The organism is Streptomyces sp. NPDC037126 (assembly GCF_055605965.1).
On record NZ_JBVJTD010000056.1, the window covers coordinates 1 to 13,458 of the forward strand.

At 69.9% G+C, this 13,458-nt stretch carries 10 protein-coding genes and 1 pseudogene; all 11 read right to left on the minus strand.

Going from position 1 to position 13,458, the window contains the following annotated elements; all coding sequences use genetic code 11:
- Nucleotides 1-1,130: 1,130 nt before the first annotated feature.
- Nucleotides 1,131-1,673, minus strand: coding sequence for a hypothetical protein (locus ACZ7FF_RS43975; RefSeq protein WP_470820262.1), 543 nt, complete (start codon nucleotides 1,671-1,673; stop codon nucleotides 1,131-1,133).
- Nucleotides 1,674-2,348: 675 nt separating this feature from the next.
- Nucleotides 2,349-3,341, minus strand: a complete 993-nt coding sequence (gene galE, locus ACZ7FF_RS43980) for a UDP-glucose 4-epimerase GalE (RefSeq protein WP_470820263.1) — start codon at nucleotides 3,339-3,341, stop codon at nucleotides 2,349-2,351.
- A 103-nt stretch (nucleotides 3,342-3,444) separates the two neighbouring features.
- On the minus strand, nucleotides 3,445-3,759 hold the full coding sequence (locus tag ACZ7FF_RS43985) for a hypothetical protein (RefSeq protein WP_470820264.1): 315 nt from the start codon (nucleotides 3,757-3,759) through the stop codon (nucleotides 3,445-3,447).
- Nucleotides 3,760-4,574: 815 nt separating this feature from the next.
- The gene (locus ACZ7FF_RS43990) at nucleotides 4,575-4,712 is read right to left on the minus strand and encodes a hypothetical protein (protein WP_470820266.1); all 138 of its coding nucleotides are present in this window, start codon (nucleotides 4,710-4,712) and stop codon (nucleotides 4,575-4,577) included.
- A gap of 796 nt (nucleotides 4,713-5,508) precedes the next feature.
- Nucleotides 5,509-6,441, minus strand: coding sequence for a glycosyltransferase family 2 protein (locus ACZ7FF_RS43995; protein ID WP_470820268.1), 933 nt, complete (start codon nucleotides 6,439-6,441; stop codon nucleotides 5,509-5,511).
- Complete coding sequence (locus ACZ7FF_RS44000; RefSeq protein ID WP_470820269.1) at nucleotides 6,438-7,451, minus strand: hypothetical protein; 1,014 nt, start codon at nucleotides 7,449-7,451, stop codon at nucleotides 6,438-6,440. The genes ACZ7FF_RS43995 and ACZ7FF_RS44000 overlap by 4 nt, the downstream gene beginning before the upstream one ends.
- A 431-nt stretch (nucleotides 7,452-7,882) precedes the next feature.
- Nucleotides 7,883-8,755 (minus strand): phosphotransferase family protein, encoded by an 873-nt coding sequence (locus ACZ7FF_RS44005; protein ID WP_470820271.1) that lies wholly within the window; start codon nucleotides 8,753-8,755, stop codon nucleotides 7,883-7,885.
- Between the two features lie 548 nt (nucleotides 8,756-9,303).
- Nucleotides 9,304-9,957: an HAD family hydrolase gene (locus ACZ7FF_RS44010; protein ID WP_470820272.1), complete on the minus strand. Its 654-nt coding sequence runs from the start codon at nucleotides 9,955-9,957 to the stop codon at nucleotides 9,304-9,306.
- A 91-nt stretch (nucleotides 9,958-10,048) separates the two neighbouring features.
- The gene (locus ACZ7FF_RS44015; RefSeq protein WP_470820274.1) at nucleotides 10,049-11,143 is read right to left on the minus strand and encodes a glycosyltransferase family 4 protein; all 1,095 of its coding nucleotides are present in this window, start codon (nucleotides 11,141-11,143) and stop codon (nucleotides 10,049-10,051) included.
- Nucleotides 11,144-11,153: 10 nt separating this feature from the next.
- On the minus strand, nucleotides 11,154-12,317 hold the full coding sequence (locus tag ACZ7FF_RS44020; protein ID WP_470820275.1) for a glycosyltransferase family 4 protein: 1,164 nt from the start codon (nucleotides 12,315-12,317) through the stop codon (nucleotides 11,154-11,156).
- Between the two features lie 391 nt (nucleotides 12,318-12,708).
- A pseudogene (locus ACZ7FF_RS44025) lies at nucleotides 12,709-13,458 on the minus strand (hypothetical protein); the annotation flags it as partial.

Consider the following 13,458-nt stretch of genomic DNA (forward strand, 5'->3'; position numbering starts at 1 on the left):
CCCGCGGAGCGGGTCCCCTCCGGGCTGCGCCCGGAGGCAAGCGGAATTCGCTCCGCGAATTCAAGAAAGGTGCTGCGCACCTTTCGCTCAACCCGCTCCGCGTGTTGAGTAATTCGCGCTGCGCGCGGATATCGGGATTCCGCTGCGCTCCAACCCGCAGGCCCTGGACCGCTTCGCGCTCCAGGGCAAGGGCGTCCGCTGCGCTCCCGCCCAACCGGCTGCGCCGGGCAGCGAGGAGGGGGTGGTGGGGTCGCAACTGCCCAGCTGGAAACCTCCGGTGACGGTGCATCAAAACTTCTTCCGGAGCAACTCTGGAACCAGCCCCGCCCCCCACTGCATCACCTGATGCAGTGGGTATCTTTGGCGGATCCGGGCCACTCCCCCAGGCCTGTGCTTCAAAGTGAATCACAGGCTAGAGACTGGAACCAAGCTCCGCCCCCGCTGCATCACGCAACGGACTGCGTAGGAACTGGGAACTTGCACCACCACGCCCAGAAGAAACCACCAGAGTGACACCATCACCACCCCACCCAATGCAGCAACACACAAGGTCAGAACCACCAGCCATGGTGACAACACACGCACACCACCATTGACATCAAACCGCAGATTCGCACCACTGTGTGCCCACTGGGCGGACAGTGGAACTGCGATGCGATTACCGGCATCTTCCGTGTTGTTCACACGTCGTGGGGCCGGAGTCACGTCCTCTTCGTAGGTTATGAGAGATCCAGAATCAGAGCAGTCCAAATGGCTGTGAAGGAACTCCGTACATACCAGCGCGAGGCCATTGATGCGATACTGCGCTGCCTCGAATTTCCTGCAAGATCGACTGTATCCGCGCCAGCGGGCTCCGGCCCCCGGGACGGAGACCGCGCCAGCGGGCTCCGGCCCCCGGGACGGAGACCGCGCCAGCGGGCTCCGGCCCCCGGGACGGAGACCGCGCCAGCGGGCTCCGGCCCCCGGGACGGAGACCGCGCCAGCGGGCTCCGGCCCCCCACAGAAATCTCTTCGGCTGCCGAGCTAGCTGCTGACGACTGATCGGAAGCCGCGAGTCGCCATGTTCGCTGCTGGATTCCGGTGCTGCCCAGGACACGAGCGGGGCAGCACCGGATCGACTCGGAACCCGATCAGCGTTCGCGCTCCTCAACGCTGCTGCACTGCCCGCACCCCTGACCGTTCACCAGACCCCGGACGACCGAAGCCGCGAAAAAGTCGAGGAGCGAGTTCATGATCTTCTTCTTCTCGGCCGGCTGCGGGTCGTCCTCCAAGCCCAGCCCACGCTGGGACTCGGACTCGGTCAGCACTTTCGACCGATACCCGACCCCGCAACCGCACGCGGCGATGACCGTCAGGACATCAACGCCCGTGTAGTGCAGCCAGACACCATCGCCCAGGTACGCCACCGCGCACGACGGGACCTTGCCCTCCTCGCCCCACCACGGGTAGCCGGCCCAGGATTCGGATGTGCTCAGCCGCTTCGCGAAGAGACTGGGGAAGTTCTCGGCGACGAACGCCGCGGCCTTCCGGGACGCGGCGTCGATGATGCGCTTGCGTATGCGTCCGACCATGCGCTCCATCAGATCGATGGCCCGATTGAGAACGTAGGTCAGAATCCGGGACCGGAAAGACGTTTCGTTCGCGACGGCGGCCTTGCGGGGGTTGGTGTTCATGGGGTACTCCGGCCTTTCGTGTGGCGGGGGTGGGTTGGTGCCTGGTCGGGAGTCCGTCCCGGCACGGGCCGTCCGGCGGGCGGTGGGGTGGGGCTGCAAGGCCGGTCGTTTGGAGCGAAGCGACGATCGGCCTTGCAGCCACGCCCTACCGCCCGCCAGGCTCGAGTGCCGGGACGGACCCCCGACCAGGCACTGCTCGCGTCCGGACGGAGGACGGAAACCCCCATGAACACCGACCGGCCCGTCGCCGCCGCGAACGAAACGACTTCCGAACGTCACCGGGCCACCAAACAGCCGCCCCTGCAAGGGGGCGACCACTCCCACCCGCCCGGCGGGCTGGAGCCCGAGGACCCCGCCGACTCAGTCGGCAGCCAGCTCCAGGCTGAGCTGTTCGGAAGCGAGCAGGACCTAGCCGCCCTCATACCTCTCTCCATCAAGGAGATACGGGCGATGCTGCGGGAGTACAGGCGGACGCGCAGCGGACCGCAGCACCGCAGGATTCCGTACTGGTGCAGGCCGGCGAGCAGTTCGCCCCGACGGAGAGGCCACCCGTCGCCGATGGGAGGGCTGCCGCTGCTGCCCAGCTGTCGCAGCGTTTCCCGACCCGTACACGGCCGGAGTCTGATTCGCGCTCGGGGCGCGGCCACCGCGATGGCGGCCGCGCCCCAAGTCCCGCTACTGGCCGAGGACCTCGTCACGGTTTTCGGCCCACTGGAGAGAGTGTCGGATGCCGTCCGCAATGGAGTACCTCGGGGTCCATCCCAGCACCTGCTCCGCGCGGTCGCTGCGGGTGTAGGCACCCACGACGTCGCCCGGACGCGGTTCGGCCTCAACACCCTCCAGCGCGTCCGCCACGCTGTTGAAAGCGTTGAGGAGTTCCTTCACCGTGGTCCCGGTGCCCGTGCCCAGGTTGATCGCTGTCGAGGTGGTCGTGCCGGTCAACACAGTGTCGAACCGCTGCAGCGCGGCGACATGAGCGGCCGCCAGGTCCCAGACGTGGACGTAGTCGCGGATGCCCGACCCGTCGCGGGTCGGGTAGCCGGTACCGGTGATCTGGAACGGGATGCCGTCCTCCTGAGCCTGGATCATCTTGCCCAGGGCGTGACTGGGGCGGCGCAGTTGCAGTCCGGTGCGCATGCTCGGGTCCGCCCCGATCGGGTTGAAGTAGCGCAGGGACAGGATCCGGATCGGCTGGCTGGCGGCGATGTCGGCGAACATTGCCTCGCAGACCGCCTTGGTCCGCGCGTACGGGCTCTGCGGGTCGATGACGGCGTCCTCATCGACCGTCAGGTCGGCGCCCGCCCGGTAGATGGAGGCAGAGGAGCTGAAGACCATCCGCTCGCATCCGTTGCGGAGCAGGTGCTCGACGAAGTCGAGGCTTTTGGCGACGTTCGCCCGGTAGTAGCCGACCGGATCGGCGACTGAGTCCGGCACCACGATCAGGGCGGCGCAGTGGATGACGGCGTCGATGTCCGGGTGTTCGGCGAACACCCGGTCGATGAGCGACCCGTCCGCGATGTCACCCTCGTAGAAGGGCCGGCCTGCGGTGAACTCCCGCCTGCCGGTGACCAGGTTGTCGAGGATCACGGGGGTGATACCCGCATCCGAGCAGGCCGAGGCGATCGTGCTGCCGATGTAGCCGGCGCCGCCGGCGATGAGAACCTTCATTGCTTCCTCCGGTGTGCATGAGAGGGCGGCGGCCCGATGGCCGCCGCCGGTGCTGCCCGAATGGACTGGGCCGGGGACCTCGTGAGGTCCCCGGCCCGGTCCATCAGTACTGGTCGCCGACCTTGACGCTTCCGTACTTCTCAGCGCTGACGTCGACCGAGCCGGTGTGGCCCTCCGCGTCGCGGAGAACGAGCGTCCAGTGCTCGGGGGTGTAGACGGTGCTGAGGTGGCTGGTGGTGGTGCAACGGCCCTTGGTGCAGGTGGTGCTGGGAACGTTGACGACCGAGTACGAGTCGGGGGTGAAGTGTTTCTCGGTGACGGTGCCGTGCTCGACGTTGTTGCCGCAGGCGGTGAGAGTGAAGGCGACTGCGGCCGAGAGGGCGGCGGCGACGGCGGCCTTGCGGGGGTTGGTGTTCATGGGGTACTCCGGCCTTTCGTGTGGCGGGGGTGGGTTGGTGCCTGGTCGGGAGTCCGTCCCGGCACGGGCCGTCCGGCGGGCGGTGGGGTGGGGCTGCAAGGCCGGTCGTTTGGAGCGAAGCGACGATCGGCCTTGCAGCCACGCCCTACCGCCCGCCAGGCTCGAGTGCCGGGACGGACCCCCGACCAGGCACTGCTCGCCGTCATCCGAAAGCCGGGGTCTGAAGGGCAGTCACCTCGCGCAAGCTGCGGGGGCTTCTCGGGCCCCCCACGGAACCGGGGCAGGACGAGAAGGCGCGGCGTCAGACGGCGCACTCTGGTATGGCGCCGGTCCCGTGAATGGGTGAGGAACATCCGCCCGTGTCCGCCAACGTCGGCGCGCATGCGGGGTCAGCCGGCTGTGACAGGCCTCTGACGGGCGCAGTGGGCAGCCGAACCACACGTGTCGAAGGGCAGGTTCCGGCCGGCGGTTCTCGGCCGGAGATGTTGTCGCGCGGACATCCCAGTTGGCCACGGGCATAGGAGCGGGCTCGCCAGGCGGCCACATCCTCGGCCCGGCGGCCCGTGCTGGGTTCTGACGGCCCCCCAGGGCCGGCAGAACCCTGCACGGTGAACGCCGCCGGGCCACCAACACAGCCACGCCGAAGGCGTGACCAAGGCACGGTGGCCCGGCACGGTGGCCAAAGGCCCCCCAGGGGCCGACGCCACCGGGACGGTGAACGCCACCGGGCCACCAAGCAGCCGCCCCCGCAAGGGGGCGACCACTCCCACCCACCCGGCGGGGACGGGACCCCGAAGGGCCCCGCCCCCGGGGGGTTAGTCGTTGTCCGAGCCGGCCATGTCGCCGAGCGTGACCGTCGACCAGGTGGGCTCGCCCAGGCTCGCGACGGCCTCAGCGGCGGAGGTGGAGGTGGTGGTGGTCTCGGTGGCGGGGGTGGCGGTGGTGTCGGTCATCGGGTGCTCCTTGGGTCGGTGCGGGTGGCCCGGCGGGGTGCCCGCTGGCGGGGTGTTCCGGCAAGGGCAGGCGCGCAGGCGCAATAGGGCGGGGGTGCAACCGAGGGACCCGGACGGCCAAGATGTTTTGCGGCGCTGGCGAGGGCCAAAAAGGGGCGATAGCCCGGCCCTCGTCCGACGCAAAAGATCTTGGCTGTCCGGATCAGGCCCTCGGTTGCACCCCCGACCGCGTCTGCGAGGCTGACCCGGCCGGAACACCACGCGGGCACCCCGCCGGGCCACCCGCACCGACCCGAGCCACCCGATGACCGACACCGCCACCCCCGCCACCGAGACCACCACCACCTCCCGCGCCGGGACGGCGCGAGGGTGGCCGGCCCGCCAGGGCCGGCCACGCCGGCGACCTGGCCGGTGAGGAACGAACCGGCCGGGTCGGCTTGTAGGGGCCGCCCCCGCCAGGGGGTGTCCACGGCCCGGCGGCCCGTGCAGGGTTCTGACGGCCCCCCAGGGCCGGCAGAACCCTGCACGGTGAACGCCGCCGGGCCACCAACACAGCCACGCCGAAGGCGTGACCAAGGCACGGTGGCCCGGCACGGTGGCCAAAGGCCCCCCAGGGGCCGACGCCACCGGGACGGTGAACGCCACCGGGCCACCAAGCAGCCGCCCCCGCAAGGGGGCGACCACTCCCACCCACCCGGCGGGGACGGGACCCCGAAGGGCCCCGCCCGCCTGGAGCCGAGGCCGGTCGGCCCGGGCGGGTTGCCCGGGCCGACCGGCTGGAGTGGTGTCTTGTCGGTTACCGCTCTGTCAGCACGTCTCCGCGGATCGCTGCGGAGATCCTGTCGTGGAGGCCGGCACAGCCGGTTATCCCCGCCATGGCCTTGTAGATCTCCCGCAGGCTGTCCTCGTAGCGGAAGTGAGAGACGGGACCGCTTGTGCCCAGCCCGTAGGACTCCAGGATGTAGGGGCGGTAGAGGGCCGCCGGCGAATCCGCGGGGACCGGCCAGCGCTCCATGAGCCGCAGGTGGCCTTCGTAGAAGACACTGTTGCCGCCCGAGATGGCGTCGGTGGTCATGCTCGCGAACTTGCGCGGCCGGTGGTAGATCACCGTGCGTTCGTCCACGTGGACGAACTTCATCCCATGCTGCACCTCCAGGCGCAGCCACATGTCCCAGTCCTCCTGGACGGGCAGGTTGGTGTCGAACCGCGCCCCGATGCCCCGCAGGGAGGGCACCAGTGCGCTGTGCACCGGGATGGGGTTCGCGACGTGGAGGATCCCCGGTGCCGCTTCGACGTCGAAGTTGAAGACGACCGGGATGCTGTCGATCTCCTCCCTGGTGGTGGTGACCGGGTCGACACGCCACTCGCTGACGGGGCAGCTCGCGTAGGCGATGTCCGCACCCGAGGCCTTTCGTGCGGCCACCAGGTTCTTCAGGTGTTCCGGGAGGTAGACGTCGTCGTCGTCGAGGAACGCCATGAGGTCCGAGGTCGCCTCCTCGATGCCGCGGTTGCGGGCGGCGGACAGGCCCCTGTTGCGGGGCTGGTTGATCAGTCGGACCTCGAGCTGGTCCGACCATCGCGCAACCACGGGGCTGACGTCGGGTCCGGCGTCGTTGACGACGATGGCCTCGACCTCGACCCCTTCCTGGGCGGCGAGGCTGGCAAGCGCCAGGTCAAGCGTCTCGGGGCGGTTGTGGGTCGGGACGATCACGCTCACGGTGGGGTTCATGCGTTCCTCCCGGTGGCCAGGGTGTTCAGAAGCGGGGTGATGTCGCCGGAGTGGTCCCAGGCGAAGGCCTCGGCGCCGTCGGCGAGTGCCGCCGCCAGTGCCAGGCCGTCGGCGCGGAAGCGCTCCGGGGTGCGCTGCTCGCGCGGGAGCTCCTGCGTGTTCCGGTTCGGGTCGAACGCCCACTTGTTGCGGATGTGGGGTTCGAGGAGGGGGGCGGGGTCGGCGACGGGCTCCAGCACGTTGGCCGAGCCGAAGGTCGGGGAGACGATCACGACCCGCGTGTCGGTCCCGGCACCGCAGCGGATGGAGGACCGCAACGGCAGGTTCAGGGAGGGGCGGCTGAGGTACATCACGTACTCGTCGCTGGCCTCGATCCGCTCGCGCTCCGTGCGCTTGCGCCAGGCGTCGATGTCGACGCCGTTGAGGTCGTCGGGCAGGGGCAGGAAGCGCTCCATCTGCAGGTAGGTGGCGATCCGCACCGCGATCACGGTGGGGATCTCGGTGACCACCAGGTGGCCGTCGTCGTCGCGGAAGACCACCGTGTGGTCGTTGGAGACGAGCTCCCAGCCGTGCTCCAGGGCGGCCAGCGAGAGCGTGGTCTTGCCGGCGCGCATGTTGCCGGTGAAGACGATCAGGACGCCGTCCTTGTGGACGGCGGCGGCGTGGAGCATGGTGTACCGGCGCTTCTCCCAGTACTCGACCAGCGCCTCGCGCACCGCGATCTGGGTGCCCTTGATGAGGTAGTCCGGATTGGTCACCCGGCGGTGGAGGACCCGGTTCTCGGGGTCGGCCTGGTAGCCGACGCCCCAGGGGTTGAGCGTCATCCCCGGGATGGGGTCGGTGAGCCGGGCGACGATGGTCCACCCGCCCGGGGCGGCGACGCCGACGCGGTGGTGGAAGTTGTCCAGGTACTGCAGTAGCGGGGCGTGGTCGGTGAAGACGGTCAGCTGGATGCCGTCTCCGAGGTCGTAGGCGGCGCGGTAGTCCGCGCCCTGGTGACTGGTGTGCATGGGTTCCGACTCCGATGTCTCGGGCCGGGTTTCTGACCACGATGTGGTGGTGGCCAGGGACGCTTCGGGTCCCTCCCGGCACCGAGCCGACCGCCGGGCCTCGGGGGCGGGCCGCAAAGGGCGCGGCCGTCCGCAGCTTGCTGCGGGCGCCCTTTGCGGCCCGCCCCCGAGGTCTGGCAGGCTCGCGGGGCCGGGAGGGACGCCGGAGCTCCCTGGACGGCACCGGGTTCTTGGAAACACTGCACGGACCGGAGTGGGCTCGTGCTCTCAAGGGCTCGGGATGCAGCCGGGAGCAGTGGAGGTGTCCTGGTCTCTCACGGACCGCTGCGCTGCCGGTCGAGAGTCCCGCAGGTAGGGGCTTGTCGGATCGGCCATGCGAAAGGGCCGGTGGTGGTCCACCGGCCCTTTGGTGATGCCAGGTCAGTCCGGTGTCACCCGGCCCGCAGCAGTTCGCGCACGTCCTGCCAGTCACGGTCGATTGCCGCCACCCGTTCGTCCCGCCATGTGGAGGGGGGCACCGCACGGTGGTTGCGGAGTTCTCGTACGAGCAGCATGGCCCGATTCAGGGTGAAGGCGGCTCGGGCGGACGGGGATCCGGCGGCCACCAGTTCCTCGATCTGCGGACGGGCTTCCGGAGTGGCGGCCAGGACGATCCATAGAACCGCCAGGTCGTGTCCTGGGAGGTAGTGTCCCGCGTGCTCCCAGTCGATCACTGTGACCTGTCCGTCGGGTCTGACTACGAAGTTGGTCGGCAGGGGGTCCCCGTGGCCTGGCACGAGGACGGGGCCGGCCTGGTGGAACAGGTCGGTCAGGATCTGGTGTTCCTGCGGGGTGGTCAGGCCTTGGTGGTGGTCCCGGTCCAGACGTGCGAGGTAGTCGAGGGTGCGTGTGAACACCCCTGCGGGGGCACTCCATCGACCGAGGTCGGTCATGGCCGTCAGCATGGCGGTGACGTGTGCGGGGTCCAGTGCTTGTGGTGGGAACCGGTCGCGGCCCGCGACCGGGCAATGGCCTCGGACGTGTTCGACGACCAGCATGTGGTGCCGGTCGTCGGCGGCGATGAGGGCGGGAACCGGTACTGGCGGGGGCGTCGCGGCGAAGGTCCGGTAGGCGTCGATCTCCGTGCCGAACTTCTCGGCCCACAGTGGTTCCGGGGTGGTCAGCAGTTTCGCAACGGCCGGTCCGTCATCGCAGTCCCCCGCGATGAGCAGGGACTTGTCGGTTCGGGAGAGGAATGCCGTGGGGCGGAAGTCCGGTCGTAGCCGGATGACCGGTGCGGCGGCGCCGGTGAGTTCGTCGGGCACGGGGCTCCTTGCTGTTCTCTGCGCGGAGCGGCCGGGTGTTCTGGGCTGGTTCCGCGCGCGCAGCGGGGCGGTTTCCCCGGTGCGTTCATGAGAACGCTCCGGCCGTGCCGCTTGGTGCCCGTGCCTGCTGCTGGATCGGGCAGGGCGCCGAAGCCCTGAGGAGGGGGCGCAGGGCCGCCCTGTTCGAGCGCCGAAAGCGGGTGGGTCGGGCTGTCCGCCCTTGCCAGGCGACGACGCGTGTTCCGGGGCCGGCGCCCGGGGCGGGGTGCGAAGGCCCCTCAGGGCCTGAGCGCCGTGTCCCGGTGAACGCGCCGGGCCACAAGCACAGCCACGCCGAAGGCGTGACCGAGGCCCGGCGGCCCGTCGCGGTGGCCAAAGGCCCCCCGGGGCCGACGCCGCCGGGACGGTGAACGCCACCGGGCCACCAAGCAGCCGCCCCCGCAAGGGGGCGACCGCGTTCTGAGAGGGCCCGGTGGCGGGCGGGAGACGGCTCCCGCCCGCCACCGAATGAGTCGGCCTTCACCGGGTGGGTGAGGGCCGGCCGGGGGTCAGACGCTTCGTGGTGCCGGGGTCTCCAGCGCCTTGCGGCCCAGCTTGTAGGCCTCGCGGAGGTCGTCTCCGTTGTAGGTGAACCGGGCGATGCTGCGCAGACGCTCGGAGGCGTTGACCGCCACGGTATTGGTGAGCTTCCCGAAGAGGGGGATGTCGGAGCCGGAGTCCCCGTAGGCGACACACTGGTCGAGGGTGAGGCCGAGGTCGGCCAGGGTCCGGTCGACGGCGGTGATCTTGTCTGGCGGGCTGAGGATCCCGGCCGGGTCGGGGGCGACGGAGAACGGCAGCTCGGGGTACCGGGCGGCGACCACCTTGTTCGCCCCGAACGAGAGCAGGTTCTCGGCGAAGAAGGACGGGGAGAGCGTCACGACGATCGCCCACTCGCCACGGGCCTGGATGTCGTGCAGCACCTCGCGCAGTCCGCCGATCCACGGGGCCTCGTGGAAGATCTCGTCCACGAGTTCCTGGGTGAGTTCGGACCACAGGTCGCAGAAGGAGACGGCGAGGCTGTGGGCGCTGATGCGGCAGTTCAGGATGGCGTCCTCCAGCTCGTAGGTCTTGGGCAGGCAGCCCAGCCGGCGGGCGATCTCCAGACTCGTGGCGGTGCCGCGCAGCACGGTGCCGTCCATGTCGAACACGTGGAGCTTCATGGGGTGCTTCCTTTCTGGAGCGGGACATGGGAAAGGGCCGGTCGGCCCGGGCGTGGGCCCGGGCCGACCGGCCCTTAGTGGTGGTGCGTGATCAGGTGCGGTTGATGACCTCGCGGTAGAAGGCGAGGCAGGCAGCCGCGTGAGTGCGGGTGGTGAACTGCTCCGCCCAGTCGGCCGCAGCCGTGAGGAGGCCTGCCCGGTACTGCGGGTCACCGGCGAAGCGGTCCATCGCGGCGGCGAGAGCCGTCGGGTCGCCCGGCGGGACGATCTGGCCGGAGGGTCCGGCCAGTTCGGCCAGGTTGGCCACGGCGGTGGCCAGCACCGGGACTCCGGCGACGCCGTAGTCGGCCTGGGCTCCGGTGCCCTGGAAGGTCTCGATGGGCTGATAGGGGAAGACCGCCAGATCCGTTTCGGCCACCAGGGCCGCCCGGTCGGCGACGCCCATGTACTGGTCGCGGACGGTCAGTTCGACCGGCCCGTAGCGGGTCGGCCCGGCCTTGAGGTCTACGCCGGTCAGCTCCGGGTTCAGCCAGCCGGGACCGGCCAGTGTGAACCGCATCGGATGGCGCATCCGGCGGAAGGCCTCCACGAGGCCGGCCGCGTCCTTCCATGTCGACGGGAAGCCGTAAAGGCTTGCCCGGACCGGCGTCCCCGGTTCGAGCTCGGACCTGCGGATTGCGGTGCCTTCGGTGATGGTGGTGGGCAGGAAGCTCACCCGGGCCGGTGCACCCGGGCGGCCGAGTCGGGCGATGGCCTTCATGCCGAAGCGGCCGAAGCAGAGGTAGCCGTCCATGGAGCGGACTCCTTCGTAGACCTGAGCCAGAAGGTCCGGCGACGGAACCCAGCTGTCGAACAGCGTCCACGCCAGGGAGTGCACGTGGTAGACCGCCGGGGGGCGGGGCTGCCCACCCCAGAGGGTGGGCAGCAGCTGCTCGACTTCGAGATTGCCGAAGTGCACCGAGAGCACGTCGTACTTCCCCAGGTCGACCGGCGCCAGCAGCTCGGTGGCCTGCTGGAGGATCGCCTCCCTGCTGCGGAAGGCTCCGGCCTCGACGTCGTAGGGGACGCCAGGGGTGCCGAGGCGGTCGACCTCGGCACCGAGGGCGCGCAGGCCGTCGGCCAGCACGTCCAGGTACGGGGGCAGGCTGCCCTTGGTCTCGTGGGGTCCGATCAAGAGGATTCGCATCGGGTTCACCTCACTGGCCCTTGCGGCCGGTCAGGAGCTCCTTGTAGAGCCCGGCGGTGGTGGCGGCGTTGGCGTCCCAGTCGAAGCGGTCCGGGAGGGCGCCCTTGAGCTGGGGCCGGGCGGTCACGATCCGGACCAGGTGGTCCAGGTCGGTCCAGATCGCGCCGGTGACCCCGTCGGTGAGCAGTTCGCGGGAGGTGCCCAGGTCGTCGGGCATCAGGACCGGGGTCCCGCAGGCCAGGGCCTCGGCGTCGGCCAGGCCGAAGCCCTCCCAGCGGGAGGTGGTGAGCTTGTACTCCGAGCTGCGGATGATGCTCACCAGATCGGTGATGCTCAGGTCGCGGAGGAACTGGACGTGGGGTTCGTCGGCGATGGTGAACTCGTAGTGGTTCACACCGTGGCCGACCACCACGGTGAAGACCGCCCGTCCGCGGAGGGCTCGGACGATCTCCTGGAAGCGGTCGAAGCCCTTCATCTCGGTGAGCTTGCCGAGCCACATCACGCGGACGGGGTCGTCCACGCCGTTCGGGGTGATCCGGCGCCACAGCGCCTCGGTGTCCGCCGCGTGCGGTGCCAGGTCCTCGGAGTGGACCGGGTGGCCCTCGCTGTCGAACCCTCCGGTTACCAGCTGGCCGCTGGAGATCGGGGCGCTGGCCGGGCCATGGTTGAACAGGGACCGGTCGACGCCGTTGGGGACGGTCAGCGGGCGGACGCCGTAGGCCCTCTCGATGTCGCCGGCGGTCCAGTCGCCTACTGCGATCACCTTGTCCGCGTGCTTGATGAGCTCGTGCTCGTCGGCGGCGAGGGCGGGGATGCCCATGGTCTTGGCGCTCAGGTCGGCCCGGATGAGAACCGGTGCGCGCTGGCTGCGGGGTCGCTTCGCGTAGACCAGGGTTTCGGCCGCCCAGGTGGAGGACTCGACGATGTCCGGCCTGATTCCGGTGAGGACCGCGTCGACCGTGCGGCGGTGGAAGCCGAGGTCCTCGGTCCGGTCCAGGTGGATCACCCGGACGCCGGGGAGGTGCAGCGGGTGCGGGGTCTGCTGGGTGATGACGAAGACCTCGTGGTTCGGGGCGAGCCTCTGTGCGAGGTTCTGGAAGACGATGTTGATACCGCCTCGGGTCTGTCCGTGCATGTCCTCGTGGACGATCGCTACCTTCGGCTTCTGGTTCATGGGACCTCCGTTCCAGACCCGGCCTTTGACCGGGTTTCTGGTGACGGGCGGTCGGCTCGCCAGAGGCGAGCCGGTTGCCCGGCCGGGGGTTTTCCCGGCACGGAGCCGCCCGGCGGGCGGCGGGGTGGGGGCGCAAGGCCGGTCGTGCTTTCCGACCGGCTTTGCGCCACCGCCCCGCCGTCTGCCAGGCTCGAGTGCCGGGAAAATCTCCGGCCCGGCACTGGTTCGACGTGACGACAGGTCCGTCACCAGGAGCGATGGACGGACTGAGAGGTCCGGGACCGGACGACTGGTGTGCCTGGAGGGGTCGGGCGGCCGGGAGCGGCAGGACAGGCCTGGGCATGCGAAAGGCCCCGCAGCGACGGGGCTGCGGGGCCTTGGTGATGGGTGCTCAGTGAGAGGTGTGCGCCAGGTTCTCGACATCCGTGCGGGCGTAGCGGCCGTAGCGTCCGGGGGTGAGGTTGTGCTTCTCGGTGGCCACTTCGAACCTGCCGACTGACCAGCCGAGGAGCCCTGCCGCCTCCGTGCTGGTGAGACTCTGCTCGATCCAGCTGCGGCGCGTGGCGATGACGCTCTCGACCTGGTCGTGTGACAGCGCTTCGAGGTCTTCTATCGCGTACATGGGCCAGCCCTTGAACTCGCCGACGGGATGCAGTGCTCCCTGCTCTGCCAGGTCTTGGACGTCCGTACGCTCGACGGGCAGACCGGTGTGCTCGGCAAGGTGGTCTGCCGCTTTCTGGGATCCCAGCCCTGGGTGGTCACCCAGCTCTGCGAGGATCCCGGGGACGAGGGCGGGGAGGGGTTCTGCTGCGGCGTCGGACCAGCGGCCTCCGTCCAGGTCGGGTCCGGGGATGAGTCCGCGCTGCTGGGCGCGGCTGAGCTGCCAGTCCTTGAGACCGAGGTGGCGGGCGAGTTGGACGGGTCCGAAGCCCTGTTTGCCACGGGAGGTGCGCTTGGTGGCGGCTGGTCGGGTCTGGTCGGCGGGTGCGGAGGCGGGTATGGCTGTGTCTCCGAGTTGGTCAAGGATCTGCTCGACCTGGTCGGGGAGGCTGATGGCGAGGGATCGTGACCAGCGTCGTCCCTCGATGTCGGGCGGCGGGATCAGCCCCAGGTTCTGTGCGCGGCGCAGTTGGGACTCCTT

What these genes read in the sequence shown, in the direction of transcription:
- ACZ7FF_RS43975 (WP_470820262.1), bottom strand. Translation starts at nt 1,673, where the DNA reads ATGAACACCAACCCCCGCAAGGCCGCCGTCGCGAACGAAACGTCTTTC.
- galE (WP_470820263.1), bottom strand. Translation starts at nt 3,341, where the DNA reads ATGAAGGTTCTCATCGCCGGCGGCGCCGGCTACATCGGCAGCACGATC.
- ACZ7FF_RS43985 (WP_470820264.1), bottom strand. Translation starts at nt 3,759, where the DNA reads ATGAACACCAACCCCCGCAAGGCCGCCGTCGCCGCCGCCCTCTCGGCC.
- ACZ7FF_RS43990 (WP_470820266.1), bottom strand. Translation starts at nt 4,712, where the DNA reads ATGACCGACACCACCGCCACCCCCGCCACCGAGACCACCACCACCTCC.
- ACZ7FF_RS43995 (WP_470820268.1), bottom strand. Translation starts at nt 6,441, where the DNA reads ATGAACCCCACCGTGAGCGTGATCGTCCCGACCCACAACCGCCCCGAG.
- ACZ7FF_RS44000 (WP_470820269.1), bottom strand. Translation starts at nt 7,451, where the DNA reads ATGCACACCAGTCACCAGGGCGCGGACTACCGCGCCGCCTACGACCTC.
- ACZ7FF_RS44010 (WP_470820272.1), bottom strand. Translation starts at nt 9,957, where the DNA reads ATGAAGCTCCACGTGTTCGACATGGACGGCACCGTGCTGCGCGGCACC.
- ACZ7FF_RS44015 (WP_470820274.1), bottom strand. Translation starts at nt 11,143, where the DNA reads ATGCGAATCCTCTTGATCGGACCCCACGAGACCAAGGGCAGCCTGCCC.
- ACZ7FF_RS44020 (WP_470820275.1), bottom strand. Translation starts at nt 12,317, where the DNA reads ATGAACCAGAAGCCGAAGGTAGCGATCGTCCACGAGGACATGCACGGA.